At 63.7% G+C, this 23,466-nt stretch carries 20 protein-coding genes; 11 read left to right on the top strand and 9 right to left on the bottom strand.

All coding sequences use genetic code 11. The features are described 5' to 3' along the window. Positions 1-58 precede the first annotated feature (58 nt). Together QM596_RS20055 and pknB are read right to left on the bottom strand one after the other, a co-directional pair. Positions 59-487: a protein-tyrosine phosphatase family protein gene (locus QM596_RS20055; RefSeq protein ID WP_283309756.1), complete on the bottom strand. Its 429-nt coding sequence runs from the start codon at positions 485-487 to the stop codon at positions 59-61. A gap of 27 nt (positions 488-514) precedes the next feature. Further along, positions 515-2,578 (bottom strand): Stk1 family PASTA domain-containing Ser/Thr kinase, encoded by a 2,064-nt coding sequence (gene pknB / locus QM596_RS20050; RefSeq protein WP_153210982.1) that lies wholly within the window; start codon positions 2,576-2,578, stop codon positions 515-517. A 332-nt stretch (positions 2,579-2,910) separates the two neighbouring features. On the opposite strand from pknB, the gene QM596_RS20045 reads away from it, so the two are divergent. Beyond that, positions 2,911-3,279 (top strand): Rv2175c family DNA-binding protein, encoded by a 369-nt coding sequence (locus tag QM596_RS20045; protein WP_020969869.1) that lies wholly within the window; start codon positions 2,911-2,913, stop codon positions 3,277-3,279. Between the two features lie 20 nt (positions 3,280-3,299). Here QM596_RS20045 and QM596_RS20040 read toward each other — a convergent pair whose 3' ends face one another. The 4 genes from QM596_RS20040 to QM596_RS20025 all read right to left on the bottom strand — a co-directional run bounded on the left by QM596_RS20040 (position 3,300) and on the right by QM596_RS20025 (position 8,665). After that, positions 3,300-4,244 (bottom strand): phytoene/squalene synthase family protein, encoded by a 945-nt coding sequence (locus tag QM596_RS20040; RefSeq protein ID WP_020969868.1) that lies wholly within the window; start codon positions 4,242-4,244, stop codon positions 3,300-3,302. A gap of 10 nt (positions 4,245-4,254) precedes the next feature. Continuing rightward, entirely contained in the window at positions 4,255-5,832 is a 1,578-nt protein-coding gene (locus tag QM596_RS20035) for an alpha-(1->6)-mannopyranosyltransferase A (protein ID WP_283309755.1), read from the bottom strand. 98 nt (positions 5,833-5,930) lie between these two features. Then, entirely contained in the window at positions 5,931-7,523 is a 1,593-nt protein-coding gene (crtI, locus tag QM596_RS20030) for a phytoene desaturase family protein (RefSeq protein WP_097387276.1), read from the bottom strand. A 2-nt stretch (positions 7,524-7,525) separates the two neighbouring features. Continuing rightward, positions 7,526-8,665 (bottom strand): polyprenyl synthetase family protein, encoded by a 1,140-nt coding sequence (locus QM596_RS20025; RefSeq protein WP_283309753.1) that lies wholly within the window; start codon positions 8,663-8,665, stop codon positions 7,526-7,528. Positions 8,666-8,835: 170 nt separating this feature from the next. Here QM596_RS20025 and QM596_RS20020 point away from each other — a divergent pair, with 170 nt between their 5' ends. Beyond that, entirely contained in the window at positions 8,836-9,825 is a 990-nt protein-coding gene (locus QM596_RS20020; protein WP_020908084.1) for a methylenetetrahydrofolate reductase, read from the top strand. Positions 9,826-9,872: 47 nt separating this feature from the next. On the opposite strand, the gene QM596_RS20015 is transcribed toward QM596_RS20020, so the two are convergent. The 3 genes from QM596_RS20015 to QM596_RS20005 all read right to left on the bottom strand — a co-directional run bounded on the left by QM596_RS20015 (position 9,873) and on the right by QM596_RS20005 (position 12,938). Continuing rightward, complete coding sequence (locus QM596_RS20015) at positions 9,873-10,667, bottom strand: LppM family (lipo)protein (RefSeq protein WP_283309751.1); 795 nt, start codon at positions 10,665-10,667, stop codon at positions 9,873-9,875. A gap of 70 nt (positions 10,668-10,737) precedes the next feature. Continuing rightward, positions 10,738-12,336 carry a phytoene desaturase family protein gene (locus tag QM596_RS20010; protein ID WP_092763431.1) on the bottom strand — a complete coding sequence of 533 codons (1,599 nt, stop codon included), beginning with the start codon at positions 12,334-12,336 and terminating at the stop codon, positions 10,738-10,740. Continuing rightward, positions 12,333-12,938 carry a GNAT family N-acetyltransferase gene (locus tag QM596_RS20005; protein ID WP_020908081.1) on the bottom strand — a complete coding sequence of 202 codons (606 nt, stop codon included), beginning with the start codon at positions 12,936-12,938 and terminating at the stop codon, positions 12,333-12,335. Before QM596_RS20005 ends, QM596_RS20010 begins: the two co-directional genes overlap by 4 nt. A 147-nt stretch (positions 12,939-13,085) precedes the next feature. Between QM596_RS20005 and QM596_RS20000 the strand changes: the two genes are divergently transcribed. The 9 genes from QM596_RS20000 to mraY all read left to right on the top strand — a co-directional run bounded on the left by QM596_RS20000 (position 13,086) and on the right by mraY (position 23,465). Beyond that, positions 13,086-13,637: an SAV_6107 family HEPN domain-containing protein gene (locus tag QM596_RS20000; protein WP_020908080.1), complete on the top strand. Its 552-nt coding sequence runs from the start codon at positions 13,086-13,088 to the stop codon at positions 13,635-13,637. A 237-nt stretch (positions 13,638-13,874) separates the two neighbouring features. After that, positions 13,875-14,321: an SCO2097 family morphological protein gene (locus tag QM596_RS19995; RefSeq protein WP_019748880.1), complete on the top strand. Its 447-nt coding sequence runs from the start codon at positions 13,875-13,877 to the stop codon at positions 14,319-14,321. A 558-nt stretch (positions 14,322-14,879) separates the two neighbouring features. Next, positions 14,880-15,311, top strand: a complete 432-nt coding sequence (gene mraZ, locus QM596_RS19990) for a division/cell wall cluster transcriptional repressor MraZ (protein ID WP_003941779.1) — start codon at positions 14,880-14,882, stop codon at positions 15,309-15,311. 190 nt (positions 15,312-15,501) lie between these two features. Then, on the top strand, positions 15,502-16,515 hold the full coding sequence (rsmH, locus tag QM596_RS19985) for a 16S rRNA (cytosine(1402)-N(4))-methyltransferase RsmH (RefSeq protein ID WP_097388180.1): 1,014 nt from the start codon (positions 15,502-15,504) through the stop codon (positions 16,513-16,515). Then, positions 16,512-17,156 (top strand): cell division protein FtsL, encoded by a 645-nt coding sequence (gene ftsL, locus QM596_RS19980; protein WP_019748878.1) that lies wholly within the window; start codon positions 16,512-16,514, stop codon positions 17,154-17,156. The genes rsmH and ftsL overlap by 4 nt, the downstream gene beginning before the upstream one ends. After that, a complete protein-coding gene (locus QM596_RS19975; protein ID WP_020908076.1) occupies positions 17,153-19,027 on the top strand; it encodes a peptidoglycan D,D-transpeptidase FtsI family protein in 1,875 nt (624 codons plus the stop codon). Before ftsL ends, QM596_RS19975 begins: the two co-directional genes overlap by 4 nt. A gap of 168 nt (positions 19,028-19,195) precedes the next feature. Next, the gene (locus QM596_RS19970; RefSeq protein WP_021344563.1) at positions 19,196-20,830 is read left to right on the top strand and encodes a UDP-N-acetylmuramoyl-L-alanyl-D-glutamate--2,6-diaminopimelate ligase; all 1,635 of its coding nucleotides are present in this window, start codon (positions 19,196-19,198) and stop codon (positions 20,828-20,830) included. Then, complete coding sequence (locus QM596_RS19965) at positions 20,827-22,386, top strand: UDP-N-acetylmuramoyl-tripeptide--D-alanyl-D-alanine ligase (protein WP_283309750.1); 1,560 nt, start codon at positions 20,827-20,829, stop codon at positions 22,384-22,386. The genes QM596_RS19970 and QM596_RS19965 overlap by 4 nt, the downstream gene beginning before the upstream one ends. Beyond that, positions 22,383-23,465, top strand: coding sequence for a phospho-N-acetylmuramoyl-pentapeptide-transferase (gene mraY / locus QM596_RS19960; protein WP_003941699.1), 1,083 nt, complete (start codon positions 22,383-22,385; stop codon positions 23,463-23,465). The genes QM596_RS19965 and mraY overlap by 4 nt, the downstream gene beginning before the upstream one ends. Position 23,466 lies beyond the last annotated feature (1 nt).

Here is a 23,466-nt window from a genome sequence, read left to right as displayed (position 1 = left end):
GCACTGGCACTGATTTTCAGCAAACGCCCTCACCCGCTCGCGCCGGTGGGGGCGTTCGCTATTTCGTGAATCGTGTGACGAATCGGCGCTGCCAGGGCATTTCGACGGCGCGAGGTGAGTAGCGTGCGCGAACGTACGCGGTGGCGTCCTCACTCGGCACTCCGTCCATAATGGCAAGAGCGGCCAAAGCTGTTCCGGTGCGGCCGAATCCGCCACCGCACGCGATCTCGACTCTTTCGGTTTCCGAACGCACCCAAACTTTGTGCACGGCGCTGCGCAGCGCGTCGGGATCGCTCGGCAACCAGAAATCTCGCCAGCGGACCCACACCGAATCCCACTCGGTGGCGGGAGGTTCTTTACCGGTCAGATAGACACCGAAGGTGGGGAGAGGCCCGGAAGGAAGTGGATTGCGGAGTCCTCGACCCCGAATCGATCTCCCCGACGGCAAGTCGAGTATCCCTATGCTCTCGGGTTCCCACGTGGCCATGAATTCAGACTAGGCCGAAGCGGACTGTCAGGGAATTGCGACGACGCTGATGTCGGTGCCCTTGGCAACGAGGTCGTTCTTGACGCTCTGGCTGATGATGACCGAGCTGTCGTTCTGGGTGAGCTGACGCACGGTGATCTCGAGGCCGAGGCGGCCGAGTTCTTCGCGTGCTGAGGAGACGGAGCGGCCGATCAGCGAGGGAACCTTGACGGAGTCGGAGATGAGGAGAACAACGGAGGTGCCGGCGTTGACGGAGGACCCGACTGCGGGATCTGTGCCGATCACGCTACCGCCCTCGACGGCGTCGTCGAACGTTGTTCTGGTGGTGCTGACGGAGATACCTACCTTGTCGAGGGCAGCGCGCGCAGCGTTCTCGGACATGCCCTTCACATCGGGAATGTCAACGGGAGGTGACCCTTTGGACGTGATGACCTTGACCGAGGAGCCCACGGCAACCTCGGTTCCCGGCGCCGGGTCGAGCGCCGCCACGCCGCCGATCGGGATCTTGGAGCTGAATGTGTCCCCGCCGTCGACCGCGACGAGAGTACGGTCGGCGAGTTGTGCGCCCAGGGCCGAGACGTCGCCGCCGGCCGGAATGGGCGGAACAGTCGGACGCCCGAGCGAAGTCAGCAGCGCGACGGTCGAGCCTTTGGTAACCCTGGAGCCGGAGGCCGGGTCTGTCCCGATCACCGTGTCGATGGGTTGGGCGTCGGAGTACTGACCCTGGACGTCGGGGGAGAGCCCGGCGTCCTGCAGAGCGGTGACCGCAGTGTCCTTGGTCAGCCCGTCGATCGAGGGAACAGCTGTATAGCGGCCCGAGCCCATCCACCATCCGCCGAAGCCCAACGCAAGCGCGAGGACCGCGATGACGAGCAGCCAGATCAGGGTGGCTCGTCGAGACTTGCGTCGTGCTTCGACAAAATGAGCGTGCGGATCGTCAGGTCCCAGTTGGTCGTCGCCGAAATCGGAACCGTCGTCGAAATCCGAGTCGCCGTCGACCGTCGCCGGACGAGCAGTTTGTGCGGTGACCGCGCGAGTGTGCTGAATGCCACCGGGGGGAGGAGAGCCCGTGCCGAGCGCCGTGGTGGCTGCCGCAGCCGGGGCCACGCCGGACGCCAATACCGTCGTGGCACCAGGGTTCGGGCGCGCAGCAGAGTTCGGGTGTACATCCGTCGGGGGCGCAGGCGCCGGTTGTGGCCGAGCCGGGGCAACCTGCGCGCTCTGGTGCTGGGCGCTTCGACGCGGAGCCGGAACGCGGTATGACGGAAGTTCCAGTTGCTCGCTCACACTGCGAAGTGCAGCTGCCATCTCACCAGCGTCGGCGAAACGATGTGCCGGCTCGCGGTGAGTGGCTTCGGCAACCAGGCGATCGAACTGCACCGGTACACCGGGGATGCGTGAACCGGGGCGCGGGACATCGTCGTGGATGCGTTGGTAGGCGATGGAGAGTGACGTATCACCGGTGAACGGTGTTGTACCGGTGAGAAGTTCGAACATCAACACGCCGGTCGAGTAGACGTCGCTTCGAGTGTCGGCAATTCCTGACGTCACCTGTTCCGGCGACAGATAGGCTGCGGTGCCGAGGATCACGCTGTTGGAGGTGGTGGTTGCTGCCGCGGCTGCACGCACCAATCCGAAGTCGGCGATCTTCACTTCGCCGGTGTCCGAGATCAAGATGTTCTCGGGTTTGACGTCACGGTGAACCAGTCCCGCTCGATGCGCCACCGCCAACGCGTCCAGGACAGGTGCCACGACTGCAGCGACGGCGTGAGGCGGCATCGGTCCGCGCTCACGAAGGAGTTCGCGCAAAGTTCCACCGTCGACGAGTTCCATCACGAGGAACACGTGATTGCGATCGCTGCCCTGGTCGTAGACGGCCACAAGGGACGGATGCTTGAGTCTGGCCACGGCCCGGGCCTCGAACTCGAAACGAGTCAGGAACGCCGGATCGCCGGCAAATTGCGGGTCCATCACCTTGATAGCGACAGGTCGATCCAACCGTGTATCGAGGCCTCGATACACGGTCGACATACCGCCGCGCGCGATCGGTGCGTCCACTCGATAGCGGCGCTCGAGCATTTCGCCGATCAACCCTCGACCTCCGTAATGACTATTCCTCCGTGCTTGCGATCTGTGTGGTTGTGCTCTGGGCGGTAGCTGTCAGCATGTAAGTGTGGCCCCCGCCGTACGGGCGCCGATTCGCGGTCACCACGAAATCCCAGTTCACGAAATCCCGGTTCACGAAATCCCGGTTCGCGAAATCTCGGTTACTGATACGCCGCATCCCGTCCATCGTAGCCAGCGATACCGACGCGGAAGTCTCGAGAACGTCACAGAGCGCTGTGACCCAAGCGGAGCGGCGGTTTCGAGCACTGCACCGGGCGGTACACAGCGGGCTCGCCGGACCGGATAAACTTCTCGCGGTGAGCGCGATTCCTTATTGTGATGATGTCCTGGATTCTTCGGTTTCCCTGTTCCAGCTGGTGGATGTGGCGAAGAACGTCGGGTTGCCGGTGAGCAAGGTTCACCAGTTGCTTCGCGATCACAAGATCATCGCAGTCAAGCGGCATGGCGTTCTCGGTGTCCCCGAAGTGTTCTTCGGCGAGGACGGCCAGATCGTCAAGTGGTTGCCCGGTCTGCTGGCGGTGCTGCACGACGGCGGCTACACCGATATCGAAATCCTCCGCTGGTTGTTCCTGGCTGACGATTCCCTGCCGGGGCGCCCGGTGGACGCACTGCATGGTGATCTCGCGCGTGAGGTCATCCGCCGCGCACAGGCCATGGCTTTCTGAGATGCCGGCCTTCTGACAACTCATCTCATGCGGTTTTTCGCCGCGTAGGTTGCCGACCGGACCAGACCCGGCGCAGCGACTCGAAGTCGCGTGCGTCCGGGAACGGACACTCGTCGATGCAGTATCCGGAAGTCGGCGCGCTCGACCTGGTCGAGAATTGCTCCGTACAACACGAAAGCCGTGCGGATCGACGGCTGGACCCGCCGATCGAGCATCGGGATGCCGGATTCGGCGGACCGATACCGCCCCCGCGTCACGGCAATGAAGTGTGCCAGCGCGCGCTTGACCCGAACGTCCACCGTTCCGGTTCTGCGCCCGTGCTGGAGCATCTCGATGTCGACCCCGAATGCGGCGAACTCGCCCGCCGGGAGGTACAGACGTCCCCGGTCGAGGTCTTCACCGACGTCGCGGATGAAGTTGGTCAGCTGAAACGCCTCACCGAGATTCGACGCGGGCACTACAGCTTCCTGCTGCGGAACGCTCACTCCGAGAATCGGGAGCATCTGCAAACCGATGACGACGGCGGAGCCGTACATGTACTCGGCAAGCTCGTCCATCGTGTTGTAGACGGGTCGAAACTTCGCGGTGTCGGGGGCGTCCATCCGCATGGACTCGAAGAAGGCGTCGAAGTATGCACGCGGAATGTCGAACGTCTTCACAGCATCGGCGAAGGCAGGGAGTACGCGTGTCAGGTCGAGGGGAACCGTCGACGGGAAGCCACCTGTCGCAGTGGGGTTGTCGAGTGCGGTGACGGCTGCACGTTCGACGTCGGCGAGCACCGTGCCTCGTTCATGCGGACCCGAGGGTTCGTCCACGACGTCGTCGACGACGCGAGCAAATGCGTAGAGAGCGTGAACTGCGCGGCGTCGAGGCTCGGGCAGCAACCGAGTGGCCAGAAAGTACGTTCGGCCGTGTTCCCTCGTCACGTCCTCGCAGAATTCATAGGACGCAGACAATGCGTTCATGACACGCGGATCACGCAGATTCTGACGTCGAGGGCGCCGAGGCGGCTGACGTCATTTCGATCGGTTTCTCATGTTTGCGTCCACGAAGTCTGAGTGGATCTTCCGTCTGCAAGGACATAGCCGCGATCACGGCAGCGACGATGGCCAGAGCCACATGCGGGAAGGTGTAGAGGCCGATCGATCCGTCGGGCTGGAACACCAGCATCAGCCAGGTGGACAGCCCTGTCAGTACGGCGAGAGTCGTCGGCGACATTGCGAAACCGGCCGCTACTGCCAGCGGCCAGGAGTAGTACCAGGGGAGTGCTGCGGGGGACAGAACGACGATGGCGACCATCACGATCACGATGCCCATGACGGCGTCGCGCTCGGTCTTGCGGTAGCGCCACCACACGACGGCGATGATCGCGATCAACACAACCGCCGAGATGGTCCGGGAGACTTCGAGGATGTCGTTGAAATGGTCACCGGCGAACCAGGAGGTGGCCATGGTTCCGATGTGCGCCACGATCGTGGGCAGCGAGAGCCAGTTGATGATCTTTGCCGAACCCGAGAGTGCGGTCGTCCAGCCGAGGCCGACTCCGGCGATCAGTGAGGTGGATCCGAGTACCGCCACGAATACCGCAAAACCAGCACCGGCCGTTTTGACGAACGATCGGATCGGTGACGCCGGTTCTCGCCCGGCCGCGGCCGCGTCCTCCCGTTCGTGGATCATCCAGATCCAGACGATGAAGGGAAGTGCGACGCCCGCGGTTGCCTTGATCGCGACGGCGAGTGCGATCAGCCCGATTCCGAACAGGTGCTTGCGTTCGAGAGCGAGCGCAATGCCCGCGGCCATGAGGCCGACCATGAGCATCTCGTTGTGAACGCCGCCGATCAGGTGGATCAGGACGAGGGGATTGAGTACTGCGAGCCACAGGGCGATCGAGGTGTTTCCGCCGAGCTTCGTCGCGAGATGGGGAACGGCCCACATCATCAGGGCGAGTCCGGGCAGCATCGTGATCCGCAACAGCATCGTGCCGGCGATGACGTTCTCGCCGGTCAGCCGAACGATGGCGTCGGCAAGGAGAAGGTGAACCGGGCCGTACGGGGTAGTTGTCGTCGTCCACACGTTGGAGACGTTGTCGAGCAGGATTCCCGGATTGACGACGGGGCCGACGGCATACGGGTCGAAGCCGTTGCGTAACAAGGCGCCCTGTGCCAGGTAGGAGTAGGCGTCACGGCTGAACATGGGCACCGCGAACAGCAGCGGAAACGTCCAGACCGGGACGACGTAGCGCAGGCCGCGCAACGAGACGTCACCGCGCAGAGTCGAGCGGCCCAGTCGAACCCAGGCAGCGATCATGCACAGGACACCGATCCAGACGATGGCCGCCGACAGAATCGATCCGTGTCCGAAACGGAGCCAGGACAGATGCATCGACTCGAGCAGCGGATCTTGGCGCCGGACGCTACCGGCACCGAATCCGCCGAACGTGATCATGACTGCGCCGAAGAAACCGAGCAGTGCACTGTGACCTTCGGGAGTCCGAAGGAAATTGGCGACCCTTAGGTGCCACGGTCTTTCAGTGGCTGCGGCAGAGGACGTCATCGGTGCAGGTTCCTCCCCCGAGGAGATCGGTGTCGATCGGCGCATGCAGCGCCCGAGTCGGTGAATCGTGGATGAATGGTCGGTTACGAGGGGCTAGTTTAGTTGCTCGCACGAGTGCCCACCGCGCTGGCTCGCTCGCGTGTACCGGTAATACGTTCGGCGGCGAGCCGGCCGGACAGCAGAACGGTCGGTACTCCCACCCCCGGAACGGTTCCCGATCCGGCGAGAACGACGTTGTCGAAGCCGCGGGCGAGGTTCTTGCGTCGGAACGGCCCCGTCTGGGTGAAGGTGTGTGCCGCCGCGAACGGGCTACCCGCGGCCATGCCCTTCTCGAGCCAGGTCTGCGGGGTGTCGACGTGATCGATATCGAACCCCTCGACCAGTCCCGTATAGCCACGTTCTTGCAGCGTGAGGATGATTTCACGCACGTAGGCCGGGCCGAGAACTGCCCAGTCGAGCGGCGCACTGTCCAGATTCGGGCACGGCGCGAGGACTGACAGCGGTTCACGGATCCGGCCGTCTCGCGAGAAGGCCAGGCTCGGGTCGGTCTGCGCCGGTCGGGTGACGAGCAGTGACGGATCACTCATCAATTGCCCGCGGCCGCGGCGTGCCGTGATCTCGGCGAAGGTGCGCTTCCACGCCTCGCCGAAGTCGATCATGTGGTGTCGCTGCGCGGGCCATCCGTCGGCGACGGCTGAAGAAACAGTGCCGTGAATCACGACCGCGGACGGCGATGTACGCACCGGTCGCGGGCGCAATCGCGTATGCGGGCGCAAGAGGGAGTCCGTGACGGCCATGTCGGGGGTGAGGACTGCGACATCACAGTCGTAGCTCTCACCGTCGCGTGTGTGTACGGCACGCACGCGACGGTCGCTCGCCTCGAGTCGTTCGACCGTGCGGCCGAGATGCAGAATTCCGCCGGCCTCGGTGAAAGCGTCGGCCATCGACTCGGCGATCGTGCGCATCCCGCCCTCGGGAAAGTAGACGCCCAGTGAGGTGTCCATGTGAGCGATCGCCCCGTACACCGCGAGGGCTCGAGACGGAGCAACTCCCGCATACAGCGCTTGGAAAGTGAAGATCCGCCGGAGGCGAGGGTCGCGGATCTTGCGATCCACCTGCCCGCCCAGTTTCCCGAATCCTCCCAGTGCGACTAGTCGGCTCAGATCCTTGACTGCTTCACGCGAATTGACCAGTCCGAGGGGAGAATCGAAGTCGGCGTCCATGAAGCGGTCGAATTCCGCGTCGAAGATGCGGTTCAGCCATCGCCGCAACGCACGGTATCGCTGCGCTTCTTCCGGCCCGCAGACACGGGAGACTTCGGCAGCCATGTCTTCGGGGTCGGCGTGAACATCGAGAGCGGTGCCGTCTGCGAATCGCGCGTGGTACGTCGGATCGAGCTTGTGCACAACGAATTTGGGGTTTGTCGAGTCGGGGTCGGCGCCGACGGCCGCAAGAGCGTCTTCGACGAGTTCGGGCATCGTGAGCACCGTTGCGCCGTTGTCGATGCTGTAGTCACTGCCCTGGTAGACACCGACTCGCCCGCCGACCGAGCCGTTGCTCTCGAGGATCGTGACGTCGCGGCCGGCGCCACGCAGATACAACCCCGCAGACAGTCCGGCAAGTCCCGCGCCGACGATCACGACTCGATCGGTCGGCGAGCTGACGGTTCGAGTGCGGTGCACGTCTGTCACGGTCAGTAGCTTCGCTTCGTGGCCGCGATCGCCATATCGGTCAGGCGAGCCTTGGACTCTGCCGTTGCCGTGCTCGAGTCGAGGGCGTTCGCAGCTGCCTCGACGAGGGTGTCGATCTGCGTTTCGACGTCGGTGACGGCGCCAAGATCGGTGATCACCTGACGCAGAGTGTCGACTTCGTTGACGGTCAACTGGGTGCCGATTCCGTTGCGGAGCAGTTCTGCTGCCGCCGGATCTGCGGCGTCGGCGCGGGCAAGCGCCATCGCGAACAGGACAGTCCGCTTGCCGGCGATGAGATCGTCGCCCGACGGTTTGCCCGTGACGGACGGATCTCCGAAGACACCGAGCAGGTCGTCGCGAAGTTGGAAGGCAATCCCGATGTCGGTGCCGAACGTCCGGTAGGCATCGATCAACTCGGCGTCTGCACCGAACAGTGCGGCGCCGAGGTGCAGCGGGCGTTCGATCGTGTACGCGGCGGTTTTGTAACGGTTGACCCGCATGGCTGCCTCGACGGTCTCGTCTCCGCGGGCTTCGTTGCTGATGTCGAGGAATTGGCCACCGAGCACCTCGGTGCGCATTGCCGACCAGACCGGGCTCACTCGTGCGGCCGCGTCGGGGCTGATCCCGGATTCTCGGATCATGTCGTCAGCCCAGGCCAAGGCCAGGTCGCCGAGAAGAATGGCGACGGCCTCGCCGAAGTGCGCGGAGTCGCCGCTCCACTCCTCGCCTCGGTGCTGGTCCTCGAATTCGACGTGAACGGTCGGGAAGCCGCGCCTGGTCGTTGATGCGTCGATGATGTCGTCGTGGACGAGCGCGCAGGCCTGCACCAGTTCGAGGGCCGCGCATGCACGAATCACCGCCTCCGCGTCGCTCCCGTTCGGGTCGCCTCCGGCGCCGAGCCATCCCGTCCAGGCGAACGAGGGCCGGACGCGCTTTCCTCCGCGCAGGACGAAGGCTTCGAGGGTGCTGACGGCTTTCTCGTATCCACCGCCGATGTTCGAGACGAGTTCGCGGCGTGAATCGAAGAAGTCGCGGAGCGCTCCTTCGAACATGCCTGGCAGTTCGAGTGAGGTCGGATGCGGTGCGGTGTTGGTCGAACTCTGTCCAACGCGCGCGGTTCCTGCGGACAGGGTGGCCTCCAAGATCGGTATGTTCTCGCGCCGGAGGGTTACACGGAAGCGAGCTTGGGGCCCAGCTTAGTGGGGGTTGGAATCAACGGGGGTTCGGGCCGTGAACTGCGTGATCCTGACATTCGGGATACGCAGTCCTGGGCGATGAGCTTGTTTGCAGCTGGAAAACATATGCTTGACCGGTGACATTCGATCCAGTCAGGGGCCGCTCCAGCGAGGGGTGGGCCACCCGAACGCCGTCGATCGTCGATCGGATCGCTTCCTCGACAGGTAGCCGTATTCCGTTCTCGGTCGAGTTTTCGCCGCCGCGCGACGCTGACGCCGAAGCGCGCCTGTGGCGTGCGGTGCGTACCTTCGAGCGGCTCGGACCGGCGTTCGTCTCGATGACTTACGGCGCAGGTGGCTCGACGCGCGATCGTACGGTGCGCGTCACCGGCGAATTGGCCGAGGAGACGACCCTGCTGCCGGTTGCTCACCTGACTGCTGTTTCGCACAGCACCGAAGAACTTCGCGCCATGGTCGGTGCCTACGCCGACCGTGGCATCAGCAACATCCTCGTGTTGCGCGGCGATCCGCCCGGCGATCCGCTCGGCGAGTGGAAGAAGCATCCCGAAGGCGTCGAGTACGCCGAGGAACTCGTGCGGATGGTCCGTGACCTGGGCGACTTCCACGTCGGTGTCGCGTCGTTCCCCGAGGGGCACTACCGCGCTCCGGACTTGGCGTACGACACGAAGTACCTGGTGTCGAAGTTGCGTGCCGGCGCCGAGTACTCGATCACGCAGATGTTTTTCGACGTGGAGGACTACCTGCGTCTCCGTGACCGGGTGAGTGCATACGACGCAGAACAGGGCGCCAAGCCGATCATCCCGGAGATCATGCCGGTGACGTCGCTGCGCTCGGTGCGGCGCATGCTCGAGCTCTCGGGCTCCTCATTGCCCCCTGCTCTCGAACGCCGATTCGACGCCGCGGCCGGAAGCGGTCCGGAAGAGAACCGTGCAGCGGTCCGCGAACTCGGCATCGATCTGGCCACCGAGATGGGAGAGCGGTTGATCGCCGAAGGCGCTCCGTGCCTGCACTTCATCACGTTGAACTTCGCGCGCGCCACCAGTGAGGTCCTCGAGCGACTCGGTCTCACCCCCGACACCTCTGTCGGGACAGCACAAGCCGTCTGATCCCGGTTGCCCCGCTCGACACCAATCGAGGGGGCAACCGCCAGGCGCTACTTCGTGGTGTTTTTCGGATTCCTGTTGTCAGCTTGCTTGCTGACAGGTGATCTCGTGACAGGCGTCTTCATGGCCGGTGCTTTCGCGGCGGGCGCGCGCTTGATCGGTGCTCGATTGCGCGCCATCCAGGCCATTGCACCGACGATAATCGCGACACCGAGCGCCAGTCCGGCCATGATTCCTGCCCACCCGGCGAAGCTTCGGGTGCTGGGGTCCGCGTAGTTGACCTCGGCGCGCATTGTCGACACCTCGCCGGCGGGCAAAGTCCACGACACCCGGGAATCGCCGTCTCGTGTTCCGTTGGTCGTGCCGACCCGTGCCGGGAAGGCGATGCTGACCTGGACGTCGGCGCCCTGAGTTGGAACCGTCTTCAGGTCTGCCTTGCCGTCGAGCGTGACGGTGTCCCCGGATCGCTTGAGGGTGATCTGGAACGACCCGGATCCCTCGGCATACATCGAGCCCAGTTGGGCGACGTCACCGAAGGACAAGTCGCTGAAGAACGCCTGGCTGCCGACGTATCCGTCCTTCTTGTATTCCTGAACCCGTATCTTGTCCTCCAGCGAGGAAGGCGGGGTCAGCTGCGGACCCTTGTCCGCCTCGTTCGCCGGAATAGCGGCAGCTACCACCTGTCCGGTCACACGATCGTTCGCGGACACTCCCATCGACACCTGCACGCGGATGCACCCGGCAAGCAAGGGAACAAGCATGAGGGCGAGCGCGGCAACCGTCAGGAAACGTTTCCGACTGGTCGGCTTGGCGGCGGGATCGGTGGACTGTTGCACAGTGGTCATCGTGCCAGCCGTGGCGTAGCCAGTCATCGAGGCGGGGGCGTGTCGGCGGGTGAAGTTCGGCGGGTGACCTTCACGACCTGCTCGAACGACGCAGCCACTGACTCGCTTTACCCCGGCGGCTGTCGGACAGTGCGATTCGAGCGGCACTGCGACCACTGGCTCCGGACACACCACCACCGGGATGCGTCGAGGCTCCGGTCAGATACAACCCGTCTGCTCCCGGAACGCGATGGCCGGACAGTTCGGGAAGCGGTCGCCACAACATCATCTGATCGAGTGACATCTCGACGTGCATGACATTTCCGCCGATCATCCCCAATTCCGACTCGATGTCGCGGGGAGTCTGAATGAAGCGGTCGAGGACGGAATCGGCGAATCCGGGTGCAAAAGCCTCCATCTCGCCGACGATCCGGTCGGCCTCGGCCTCGGCGACCGACGCCCAATCGCGATGTCCGCTGAGACGATACGGCTGCCACTGCGACCACAGTGTCACCTGATGCCGCCCGGCCGGGGCGATCGTGGGATCGATTCCGCTGAAACTCATTCCGAGAACCGCAGGGCGAGGAGGCAGTTCCCCTGCCAGTGCTGCGCCGTGTGCAGTGCGCAAGTGGGCGCGATCGGAAACGAGTAATTGCAATCCCGAGGTACTTTCCCGTGTCGTGGCGTCGCCGCGGTAGGAAGGGAGCGCAGATGTCGCCAGTCGCAATACAGCGCCGATGCCGGGGCCGACCCTGATCTTCCGCCTCCAGTGATCGAGCGTGGTTCGGTCGAAGCCTCCGTTGCCCAGGAGATCGAGTGTCGTGAGGATGTGGCAACCCGCGATTACCTTGCGAGCGTGAACTTCTCGACCGCTCTCGGTTGTGACGGTCCAGTGATTCGAGTTCCGGCGGATCGACGTCACGCCGTCACCGAGCGCGACGGTGGCGCCGTCGACAGCCATCCGGGAGGCCAACGCAGCACTCAGTGCGCCGCTCCCTCCGACTGCTCGCCCGGGCGGCAGGACGTGCATGAGGGCCGCGAAGCCGACCATCGGAGCGGTTCCCGGTTCCGACATCGGAGGCCCGGACTGGGCGCCGAACCACGCCAACGCTGCCTTGAGCGCCTCACTGTCGAAATACTCGTCCAGTAGTGCGTCGCCAGGCGCGAGGAACTGCCGCGACAGTTCGCTGTTGCCGCGCGCTGTGGCCAGTCCTCCGAACGCACCGATCAGGTTCGATCCGGTGGGCGGTGTGGAAAATGCCCTCATCACGTGTCGGCTGCGCTCCGACCACACCGCGACGAACCGCCGGTACGCGTCGGCGTCCTTTGTCCCGCAAGCTCGTTCGATGGACCGGCAGGTTGCATCGAGGTCGCGATGAAACACGATGCCCGGCCCGTCGGTGCCAGGGGCGGGCGGAGCGAACGCCCACGGGTCACAGTCGATGTAGCGAAGGCCGTGCGCGCCGAGTCCGAGTTCCTCGATGATGCCGCTGTGTCGGATCATGAGGTGCGCAGACGACCCCCGGTCCACCTTGTATCCGGGAAATCGCTCGACGGTCGAGACGGCACCGCCGAGAACCGTGTCCTTCTCGAGAACCTCGACCGACCAACCATCACGTGCGAGATACGCGGCCGAAACGAGCGCGTTGTGTCCGGAACCGACGACGACGGCGTCGAGAAATGCGCTCACAGCGGCAGTCCACGGCCGAGGACTGCGAACGGTCGGTTGTCGCCGGCAAAACGAAATCTGCGGAGTACGTCGCGAAATCCGAGACGGCGGTACAGCCGCCAGGCTCGGTTGTCCTCGTCGAACACCTCAGGTGTCGACAACAGAACGCTGCGTTCGGTTCGATCGAGGAGGAGGTGGCGCAAGAGCGATTCGCCCAATCGGTGACCTTGACCGTTCGGATGCACGTGGAGTTCGGTGAGTTCGAAGTAGTCGCTCAGAATCGCGTCGATCTCGCTCTGAGGGCGACCCGAGCGCCGAAGCCCGTGCAGTACCTGTTGATGCCACCACTGGTCCGGGCTCCCGCGATACCCGTAAGCGATCCCCACCAGCGGCAGATTTTCGTGTGACGGTTGCTGGGGAACCGCCAATGCGCCGACGGCTTTCCAGCCAGGCCGGTTCGCGTGCTCCTGCCACATCGGTGCGCGATGGAACTCGGTTCCTCGCGGATAGTCCATCGCAGTGACGTACACGGCCAGTGCCTCGTGGAGTCGACTCGCGAATTCTTCACGATCGAGGTCGACCGTATGTGGTGTCCAGGCGATCTGCGGGTCGACCGGTCTCACCTCTTCTCTTGACGGCGTGTCGGTGGGTGCAGTTATATTGAATAGGTCGAACAGATGTTCGATGTGGGTGATCCGGAGATGCCCGAAGGGAAGCGGGCATCTCCGGCCCACCTGGCCTTGGATCCTTACGGTGCAGGAGGTGCCCCGATGTCCGAGCATGTAAAGCCTGATCGTGTGAAGTGCCAACGAACTCTTCCGGCCGAGTTGTCGAGCCCGTCGGATGCCGCAATCTCGCGATTGCCGATATCGGCGAGACGGTCCTTCGGTGCGACGGACGCCAGCCACCGCACTGCGCAAGTGGGAAAGTCCGGTGTGGCGTGGGGGCTCCTCAGGAAGGCGGATGCGCTTCTCGAGGAAGCGATTGGGGCGGGCGATCCTGCCGACCGGTTCCGGTGTGCCTATCTGGCAGCACTACGTGGTGCCGGGGCAGTGTTGGCCGCAGCTCCTGCCGGTGCCGGATCGAAGCGCAAGCGAAGTGGAAACGCGTGGGTTCTGATGGACGCCGCAGCGCCCGCGTTCGGAGCGTGGTCGAAGTTCTTCGCGGGGTGGTCCGCTGCGCGTGCGGCCGTGGAAACCGGTGTGTCGATCGTGATCACGGACTCCGATTCCGATGCATTCTTCGCCGAGGTCGGTCGTTTTCTCACGGCGGTCGAAGATTTCATCGGTCAGGACGCGTCCGAGCATTTGCGAGCGTCGTGAACAAATGGTCCGTGTTGGCAGTTGTTTCCGGGGAATTTCCTGGTCCGCACAGGCAAATGGAGCCGAATCGGGGCCCTTCGGCACGAATACGTACGCTTGTGGCGGAACTCGTACCCGGAGTTGGTGGTCCGAGACCTAAACTGCTCGTATTATGAAAACAGGTAATCGTCCAACTTGATTACCCGCCGCCCCACACCGTGGGGTGGTTGCCAAACTTCCAGTGCCGGGGGAGGTACCGTGCCACTCTCCGAGCACGAGCAGCGCATGCTCGATCAGATCGAGAGCGCTCTCTATGCCGAAGACCCCAAGTTCGCCTCCAATGTGAGGGGCGGCCGTATGCGGGCGCCGTCGAGTAGACGGCGGTTCCAAGCAGCGGCTCTATTCGTGCTGGGTCTGGTCCTGCTGATCGCGGGGGTTGCCCTCCCGCTCAAGCCGGGCGGTTTTCCGATCATCAGCCTGTTCGGTTTCTTGTTCATGTTCGGCGCAGGGGTCTTGTTCCTCTGGGGTGGTGGACGCAAGTCCGCAGCAGCAGCCGAACCCGCTTCCGAAGGTGGCAATCATCCCTCCGGTCCGCCGGGTAGGGGTAGTGCCGGTGGATCCGGGCGGGGACGCGGCCGCAAGTCCGGCGGCGGATTCTCGTCGCGGATGGAAGATCGATTCAAACGCAGGTTCGAGCAGGACTAGCTCTCCCGCCCTTCTTCGGGCGTACTTCGAGAGTGGTGCAGTTCGGACATGACGCCCTCTGTAGGGCACGGACGACCACACGTCGTTGGTGTGGGTGTTGTACATGTGTGCCGGCAATCCATCGAAGTGAATCAGTGACGCGCGAGCGAATCACTCGCCACCCACGGTCGCCCCTAGGCAAGCCCGCGGGCTTCCTCCACTTCGCTCCACTCGCCCCTCCACTTTCCTCCACCCTGGTCGAACTGCAACGCACGACCAGACCTCGTCCCGCTCACGTCTATTCGAAAACCGCGCTTGTACTGCGATTTTGCTTGGGGGAGCGACAAATCGTGGCGTGAAGGGTCGATATGACGGCGGTGTGGGCCGGGACACGGTTGCAAATTTCCCCCACGTATCCCCACCTGCGCTGACCTGCTATTTGTCAGCAAATGATGCTGAATAGGGACCATGTGCTCCTTGTTTGTGGGGGAAAGTGGGGTACTGTGGGTTCGGGCGGAGAGCTGAAGCACGATCCGCTCGATAGGGAGGGTTTCAGCGCAAGCTCGCAGGAGGTGTCGAGTGTTCCTCGGTACCTTCACGCCGAAGCTCGACGACAAAGGTCGGCTCACGTTGCCGGCAAAGTTCCGAGACGAACTGGCAGGAGGATTGATGATCACCAAGAGTCAAGATCACAGCCTCGCCATCTACCCCCGGGACGAGTTCGTCAAGCTTGCTCGAAAGGCAGCGGCAGCTCCACGCAATGATCCGGCAGCTCGGGCGTATGTACGTGCCCTGGCCGCCGGTACAGATGAACAGCACGCCGATGCCCAGGGGCGAATCACCCTCTCGGCTGATCATCGGCGTTACGCAAACCTGTCCAAGGAATGCGTAGTGACCGGCTCCGTCGATTACCTCGAGATCTGGGATCTAGCAGCCTGGGAGAGGTATCTCGGAGACAACGAAGAGGACTATTCGCAGGCAACAGGCGAATCTCTCAGCGAGATCGTCTAGGCGAAGAGCCCCCGGCGAATGCCGCGAGGCCTCTGCCCGGAAAGACCCTGACGCACTTCCCCAGCGCCAGGTTCTCCTTCGGGCAGGGACCTCGAAGCATTCGCCTTCTCGAACAGTCATCGCCTTCTCGGAAAGTCAGCACCTTTTCGAAAAGTCATCGGAAATCATGAAAGTAGGAGCCGGAGCAATCATGGTGGATCACGAGGTGAACGAACCCTCGGATGCCGATGGCTTCGCGCACGTCCCCGTACTTCTGCATCGTGCCGACGATCTTCTCGGCCCTGCCATCACCGCCGTCGGTGACGGTGGCGAAGGCGCATACATGATCGATGCGACGTTGGGGCTCGGAGGCCACTCCGAATTCTTCCTCGGCAAGTACCCGGGCCTTCACCTCATCGGTCTCGATCGCGACACCAACGCACTCCGCATCGCTTCCGAGCGTCTGGCGCCATTCGCGGACCGAACCACGTTCGTGCACACCACGTATGACGGGATCGAAGACGCGCTCGAACAGGCAGGTCTGCCGTCGACGGAGTCGGTTCACGCGATCCTCTTCGATCTGGGTGTGTCGTCGATGCAGTTGGACGAAGCCGACCGAGGTTTTGCGTACTCGATCGACGCCCCTCTCGACATGCGGATGGATCAGACGGTCGGGCTGACCGCGGCAGAGGTCCTGAACACCTACAGTCACGGCGACCTTGCTCGCATTCTGAGCACGTACGGCGAAGAGCGGTTCGCCGGAAAGATTGCGTCCGAGATCCTTCGGCAGCGTGAGCGTGAACCATTCACCACCAGTGCAGCTCTGGTCGAGTTGCTGTACCGAACAATCCCGGCGGCCACGCGGCGTACGGGTGGACACCCGGCCAAGCGCACCTTCCAAGCGCTGCGGATCGAAGTCAATGCCGAGTTGGATTCGCTTCGCGCGGCCGTTCCTGCCGGGCTCGATGCACTGGCAGTCGGTGGGCGAGTGGTGTTCATGTCCTACCAGTCGCTTGAGGATCGAGTTGTGAAGGCGGAGTTGGTTCCCCGCTCGAAGTCCTCCAGTCCCGAAGGTCTACCGGTCGAGTTGCCGGGTATGGGGCCGGAGTTCCGCATTCTCACCCGTGGCGCAGAACGTGCGTCTGAGCAGGAAATCGAAGAGAACCCACGATCAGCTCCGGTGCGTTTGCGTGCCGCAGAACGCATTTCCAGGAGGCGGGCATGAGTCGTCAGGGCAAATCCGGTGCAGCGCAACGCGCATACGACAAGCGCACCGCACGGGCGGCAGGCCGGACCGGAACTGCCGCTGCTGCCGGCCCGTCGATCTCTCCTCGGGCGATGCTCAAGGGGCGGGTACCGTTCGTGGCCTCCGTTATCGGACTTCTGTCCATCGGTCTCGCGGTGACTCTGCTGCTGACCACTCGCGCTGCCGAGGATTCGTACCAACTCAGTGATGCACGTGCATACAACCAGTCTTTGGTCGAGCAGAAAGCAGCGCTCGAACGTGACTTCCAGTCGCGTAACTCGGCTCCGGAGTTGGCAAATCAGGCAAGCGCTCTCGGCATGGTCCCCGCCAAGGACCCTGCACGTCTGGTAGTTCATCCGGATGGTTCGGTCGAGGTCGTCGGAACGCCGACTCCCGCGACTGCCGGCGCGATGCCGCCGCTCGATGCGCCCACATCGGTGCCCGCACCGACCGCGACACCGCCGCGCACCACAACGCCGGTTGTTCCTGGAGCCACGCCGAGCGTTCCGAATAACACGCGAAACCTCGCGCAGAGTGAACAATTGGTTCCTGTGATCCCCACGACGACAGCACCCGCCACCACGACGGCGGTGCCTGCTCCGCCTGAGGAACGTCGGTGAGTCAGAACTCCCGTAACAACCCCGGTCGGCGTCCGCGCCGCTCGGCCACTGCCTCATTTCCGTTTCGTCAGCGAGTCGGTCGTATCACCATGTGTGGTGCGCTCGCCGTTGCGGCATTGCAGCTCTTGTGGATTCAGGGAATCGATGCGCCGAGCCTGGCTGCGGAATCTGCGAATCAACGAACCACGACGCAGGTCGATCCGGCCGTACGCGGCTCGATAACCGATCGCAACGGAAACCCCCTCGCGTTCACCATGGAAGCCAAGGCGCTGACTTTCCAGCCGGTGCGAGTACGCAAGGAACTCGAGGAAGCGCGCGCGAAGAGCATCGAGCAGGGCGCCGAGGGTGACAAGCAGGCGCCGGAAGTCAGCGATCGCCTCGCCGAGATCGCCGCCGGAATCCACGCCAAGCTCGGCGATACCGTTCCGGAAAAAGATCTGCTTCAGAAGATGAACAGCAACGAGACTTTCACGTACCTCGCTCGCAGCGTGGATCCGGCGGTTGCTGCCGAGATCTCGGACAAGTTCCGGGAGGTCGGCCTCGAGCGACAGGACATCCGCGAGTACCCCGGTGGCTCTCTGGCGGCGAATCTCGTCGGCGCGACCGGCTGGGACGGGCACGGTTTGCTCGGCCTCGAAGATTCGATGGACTCCACGCTCGCCGGAACCGATGGATCCGAAACATACGACCGCGGTTCCGACGGCGCTGTGATCCCTGGTAGCTGGCGTGACAAGCAACCGGCCGTCAACGGTTCGGGTGTCGAGCTGACCATCGATTCGGACCTCCAGTTCTACGTTCAGCAGCAGGTCCAGATCGCCAAGGACAAGTCGGGCGCCAAGAACGCTTCGGTTGTGGTCATGGACTCCAAGACGGGACAGGTGTTGGCCATGTCCAACGACAGCACCTTCAACCCCGCGATCGGCATCGACAAGAACGCGCCGACAGCCGAAATGGGCAATCCGTCGGTCAGCACGCCGTTCGAGCCCGGATCGGTGAACAAGATCGTCACCGCAGCAGCGGCCATCGAGGACGGTAAGACAACTCCGGACGAAGTTCTGCAAGTCCCGGGCAGCATCACGATGTCCGGTGCCACAGTCAAGGATGCGTGGGATCACGGTGTGGCCCCGTATACCTCTACCGGTGTGTTCGGAAAGTCCTCGAACGTCGGCACCTTGATGCTCGCTCAGCGAGTGGGCGAGGATCGCTACGCAGACATGCTGAACAGGTTCGGCCTCGGACAACGCACAGACGTCGGACTTCCCGGCGAGAGCGCCGGCAGCGTCCCGAGTCGCGATCAGTGGTCCGGCGGAACCTTCGCGAACTTGCCGATCGGGCAGGGTCTTTCGATGACAACCTTGCAGATGACCGGGATGTACCAGGCCATTGCCAACGACGGTGTGCGAATTCCTCCGCGAATCGTGAAGTCGACTGTCGATTCTTCCGGCACTCGGACCGAGACGCCGCAGCCCGAGGGTGTCGAGGTGGTCAGCGCCCAGACAGCGTCGACGGTTCGGGACATGTTCCGATCGGTCACTCAGGAAGACACCGGCAACCAACGAGGAACCGGTGTTGCCGCGGGCGTCGAGGGATACCAGGTCAGCGGAAAGACCGGCACCGCGCAGCAAGTGGATCCCGCGTGCAAGTGCTACTCCAACTCCAACTACTGGATCACCTTCGCGGGGATCGCGCCCGCGGACAACCCCCGATTCGTGATCGGAATCATGCTCGACGCACCGGTTCGCGGTGTGGACGGCGGCGGCGGTCAATCGGCAGCACCGTTGTTCCACAACATCGCGTCGTGGATGCTGCAGCGTGACAGCGTTCCGATGTCGCCGGACCCCGGTCGCAAGTTGGTGTTGCAGGCGGACTGATTGCGGTGTGTCGGTTTCGACAGGGTCTTCGGGTGAATCCCGGACACGGTAATCTCAAACGTCGCAGTAACCTCATTCATCGCAGTACGCCGAACTTTGCTTGCGCTGCGACCGCCACAGAACAACGACCGCGATAGAACAACGACAATTGCCAGGAGTCGAGTGACAGTGCCGAATCGTTTGCAATCGTCGAACTCGGACGGCGCTCCCGGGACGCGTCCGACACAACCGGTTGCTACCGCGATCACGGCGCTCTCCGAATTGTCCGGAGCTCGCCTCGAATGGGTCGGGCAACCGGGATCACAGTCGTCGGAGGTCGTCGTCAAGGGCGTCGACCTGCGTGCGCAGGGAATCGTGGCCGATGACCTCTTCGCCGCTCTGCCCGGTGCCAGGACGCACGGCGCTCAGTTCGCCGTCGACGCTCTGGGGCGCGGTGCGACCGCGATCTTGACCGACGAGGCCGGTCTCGAATTGATCGAGGCCGCCGGCAAGGCGCCCGACCGGTCCGTCCCGGTTCTCGTTCATCCGAACCCGCGGGATGTGCTCGGTGAGATCTCAGCGGAGATCTACGGCCGGCCATCGGAGAAGATGCAGGTCGTCGGCATTACCGGCACATCCGGCAAGACGACGACGTCGTACTTGCTCGAAGCGGCGATTGCCGGAGCCGGCCGCAAGCCCGGTCTGGTTGGCACCATCGAGACTCGGATCGACGGCCGCCGAGTACCCAGCGCTCTGACCACGCCGGAAGCTCCGCAACTCCATGCTCTTTTCGCCGTGATGGCAGAGCAGGGGATCGATACCGTTGTCATGGAGGTGTCCAGTCACGCGCTGGCTCTCGGACGCGTCGACGGCATCCGCTTCGACATCGGCGCGTTCACCAATCTTTCGCAGGACCACCTGGATTTCCATCGGGACTTCGAGGAGTACTTCCAGGCCAAGGCTCGACTGTTCGATCCCGAGTCGACGGTGCGAGCCGAGCATGCCGTCGTCTGCGTCGACGACGTATGGGGTCGACGGATGGCTGAGTTGGCCGCGACCGACGAGAGCGATGCGGTGACCACGGTCTCGACCTCGACGGCCGAGGCCGAGTGGAAGGTCGGCGCCGTCCAGGTTGCCGAGGACGGCTCGCAGACCTTCGAGTTGGTCGGACCGGACGGACAATCGTGGCCCGTCTCGCTTCGCCTCCCCGGTCGATACAACGTGGCCAACGCAGCCTTGGCACTGACTGTCAGCTTCGCGGCCGGACTCGATCCGGACGCTGCTGTTCGAGCACTCGGAACGGTGGATGTCCCCGGACGGGTCCAGCGGATCGACCGTGGGCAGAGCTTCCTGGCAGTCGTCGACTACGCCCACAAACCGGCAGCGCTCGAAGCCGTGATCGCCACCCTGCGCAATCAGGTTCCCGGCCGAGTGGCTGTGGTCGTCGGTGCGGGCGGTGACCGCGACGCCGGCAAACGCACCCTCATGGGCGAAGCTGGTGCGAGGGGCGCAGACCTGCTGATCGTCACCGACGACAACCCGCGCACCGAGGATCCCGCGAAAATTCGCGCTTCGGTTATGCAAGGCGCCATCGACGTTCCCGAATCCGAACGCGGCGAGATTCGCGAAGTGGGGGACCGGGCGCTCGCGATCGAGCAAGCAGTCCGGTGGGCGCAGCCAGGCGACGTAGTACTGGTGGCAGGCAAAGGCCACGAAGTGGGTCAAGAAATCGACGGGGTCAAACACCCATTCGACGACCGCGAGGTGTTGGGCGAAATGATCGGCCGATTCGCGATCAACACAGCACATGGAGGCAAGCAATGATCCCGATGACGCTCTCTCGGATCGCCGAGATCGTCGGAGGAACCCTGCATGACGTCGACGATCCGTCGACTCAGGTGACAGGAACCGTCGAATTCGATTCGCGCAAGGCTGGTCCAGGTGGACTGTTTCTCGCACTCCCCGGCGCACGCGTCGACGGTCACGACCATGCGGAAGCGGCGGCGGCCGCCGGTGCGGTGGCGGTGCTAGCAGCGCGGCCGGTCGGGGTTCCGGCGATAGTTGTCCCGTCGGTACCGAACGACGGTCCGAGCGCTGTGATGTTGCTCGAACATGACACAGACGGATCCGGGGCTGCCGTCTTGCATGCCCTCGGCCTCCTGGCCAGGGCCGTGGTCGACGAACTGGCAGCAGAGGGGTCGGCTTCGGGGGGCGGGCTGACGCTGGTCGGTGTCACTGGTTCGGCAGGCAAGACCTCGACCAAGGACCTGATTGCGGCGCTGCTTCGCGAACGCGGTGAGGTGGTCGCCCCACCAGGCTCGTTCAACAACGAACTGGGTTTGCCGTGGACTGTGCTCCGCGCCGACGAGAAGACCCGCTTCCTGGTCCTCGAGATGTCGGCCCGCGGGGTCGGTCACGTCGGCGAACTGACCAAGATCGCGCCGCCGAAGATCGGCGTCGTTCTCAATGTCGGCACCGCCCATCTCGGTGAATTCGGTTCGCGTGAAGCGATCGCGGTCGCCAAAGGTGAACTGGTGGAAGCACTCCCGTCGGCAGCCGACGGTGGAGTTGCGGTCCTCAACGCCGACGACCGCATGGTCGCCGCAATGGCGAGTCGAACCAAGGCCCGGATCGTATTCGTCGGTCAGTCGGAAGACTGCGACGTTCGGGCTACCGACGTGGTTGTCGACGACCAGGCCCGGGCTTCCTTCACGCTGAACTGTTCACAGGGTTCTGCGCGTATTCGCCTGGCCGTTCACGGCGAACATCACGTGAGCAACGCTCTTGCCGCTGCGGCCGTCGCACTCGAGAACGGCCTCGCGGTTGCAGACATCGCTCGTGTCCTCGAGGGCACGAAGGCAGCGTCAGCGAGGCGGATGGAAGTCACCGAGCGCGCCGACGGCGTCACCGTCGTCAACGACAGTTACAACGCAAATCCCGATTCCATGCGCGCTGCGCTCAAAGCGTTGGTGTCCATGGCGCGATCGGATCGGCACTTCGGTCGCCGTAGCTGGGCTGTGCTCGGTGAGATGGGTGAACTCGGGCCGGAATCGGTCGTCGAGCATGACGCGATCGGTCGCCTGGCCGTCAGACTCGATGTCAGCAAGTTGATCGTCGTCGGAACGGGCCGCACCTCGCGTGCGATGCATCAAGGTGCGGTGATGGAGGGGTCGTGGGGCGACGAGTCCGTCGTCGTGCCAGACGCAGCTGCGGCAATCGCCATTCTCGAAGCGGAACTTGAACCGGGCGATCTCGTCCTGGTGAAGGCGTCCAAGTCGGTTGAACTGTGGACGGTCGCCGAAGCGATTCTGGCCGCAACGCCCAGCGACAACACCGGTGACGCGAACACCGATGGCGAGAACGGCGGGGATTCGCAGTGATCCAGATTCTTCTCGCCGCAGGCATCGCGCTGGCGGTCTCCATCATGCTCACGCCGATCCTGATCAAGGCGTTCTCGAAACAAGGTTTCGGGCAGGAGATCCGAACCGAAGGTCCAGCCAGTCACCAGGCCAAGCGCGGCACTCCCACGATGGGCGGCGTCGCGATCCTGACCGGAATCTGGGCAGGCTATCTCGGCTCACACCTCATCGGTCTCGGCATGGACAACGCGGAGGGACCGTCGGCGTCCGGCCTACTCGTTCTCGGTCTGACCACCGCGCTCGGTGGAGTCGGTTTCCTCGACGACTTCATCAAGATCCGCAAGCAGCGCAATCTGGGACTGAACAAGACAGCGAAGCTGGTCGGCCAGTTCGTCGCTGCCATTGCCTTCGGAATCTTGGCCCTTCAGTTCCGCGGTGACGACGGGCTGACTCCGGGCAGTGTTCATCTGTCGTACGTCCGCGACATCGCCACCGTCTCACTCGGTTCCGTGGTCTTCATCGCCTTCTGCTACCTGCTGGTCAGCGCCTGGTCCAATGCCGTCAACCTGACCGACGGCCTCGACGGATTGGCCGCCGGAGCGATGAGTTTCGTTCTCGGCGCCTACGTCATCATCACGTTCTGGCAGTTCCGCTACTCGTGCGAGACGAATCCCGGTAAGGGTTGCTACGACGTCCGAGACCCGCTCGATCTCGCGGTGCTCTGCGCGGCAGGCGCCGGCGCGTGCATCGGTTTCCTCTGGTGGAATGCCGCACCCGCCAAGATCTTCATGGGCGACACCGGTTCTCTTGCCCTCGGCGGCATGCTCGCCGGATTGTCGATCACCACAAGCACGGAACTGTTGATGGTGGTCATCGGTGCACTGTTCGTCGCGGAGGCCGCGTCGGTGGTGATCCAGGTAGCGGTGTTCCGGTCCAGCCGACGGCGGGTCTTCCGAATGGCGCCGTTCCATCACCACTTCGAACTCGCCGGGTGGGCTGAAACCACGGTCATCATCAGATTCTGGTTGCTGGCGGCTATTGCGTCGGCTATCGGATTGGCACTCTTCTACAGCGAATACCTCGCAGCGCTCGGAGGCTGAA

This window comes from Rhodococcus sp. IEGM 1406 (assembly GCF_030056745.1).
GTDB classification, from domain to species: Bacteria; Actinomycetota; Actinomycetes; order Mycobacteriales; family Mycobacteriaceae; genus Rhodococcus_F; species Rhodococcus_F erythropolis.
This window is presented reverse-complemented; position numbering and strand designations above follow the sequence as displayed.

What these genes read in the sequence shown, in the direction of transcription:
- QM596_RS20055 (WP_283309756.1), bottom strand. Translation starts at nt 487, where the DNA reads ATGGCCACGTGGGAACCCGAGAGCATAGGGATACTCGACTTGCCGTCG.
- QM596_RS20040 (WP_020969868.1), bottom strand. Translation starts at nt 4,244, where the DNA reads ATGAACGCATTGTCTGCGTCCTATGAATTCTGCGAGGACGTGACGAGG.
- QM596_RS20035 (WP_283309755.1), bottom strand. Translation starts at nt 5,832, where the DNA reads ATGACGTCCTCTGCCGCAGCCACTGAAAGACCGTGGCACCTAAGGGTC.
- QM596_RS20015 (WP_283309751.1), bottom strand. Translation starts at nt 10,667, where the DNA reads ATGACCACTGTGCAACAGTCCACCGATCCCGCCGCCAAGCCGACCAGT.
- QM596_RS20000 (WP_020908080.1), top strand. Translation starts at nt 13,086, where the DNA reads ATGTCCGAGCATGTAAAGCCTGATCGTGTGAAGTGCCAACGAACTCTT.
- rsmH (WP_097388180.1), top strand. Translation starts at nt 15,502, where the DNA reads ATGGTGGATCACGAGGTGAACGAACCCTCGGATGCCGATGGCTTCGCG.
- ftsL (WP_019748878.1), top strand. Translation starts at nt 16,512, where the DNA reads ATGAGTCGTCAGGGCAAATCCGGTGCAGCGCAACGCGCATACGACAAG.
- QM596_RS19965 (WP_283309750.1), top strand. Translation starts at nt 20,827, where the DNA reads ATGATCCCGATGACGCTCTCTCGGATCGCCGAGATCGTCGGAGGAACC.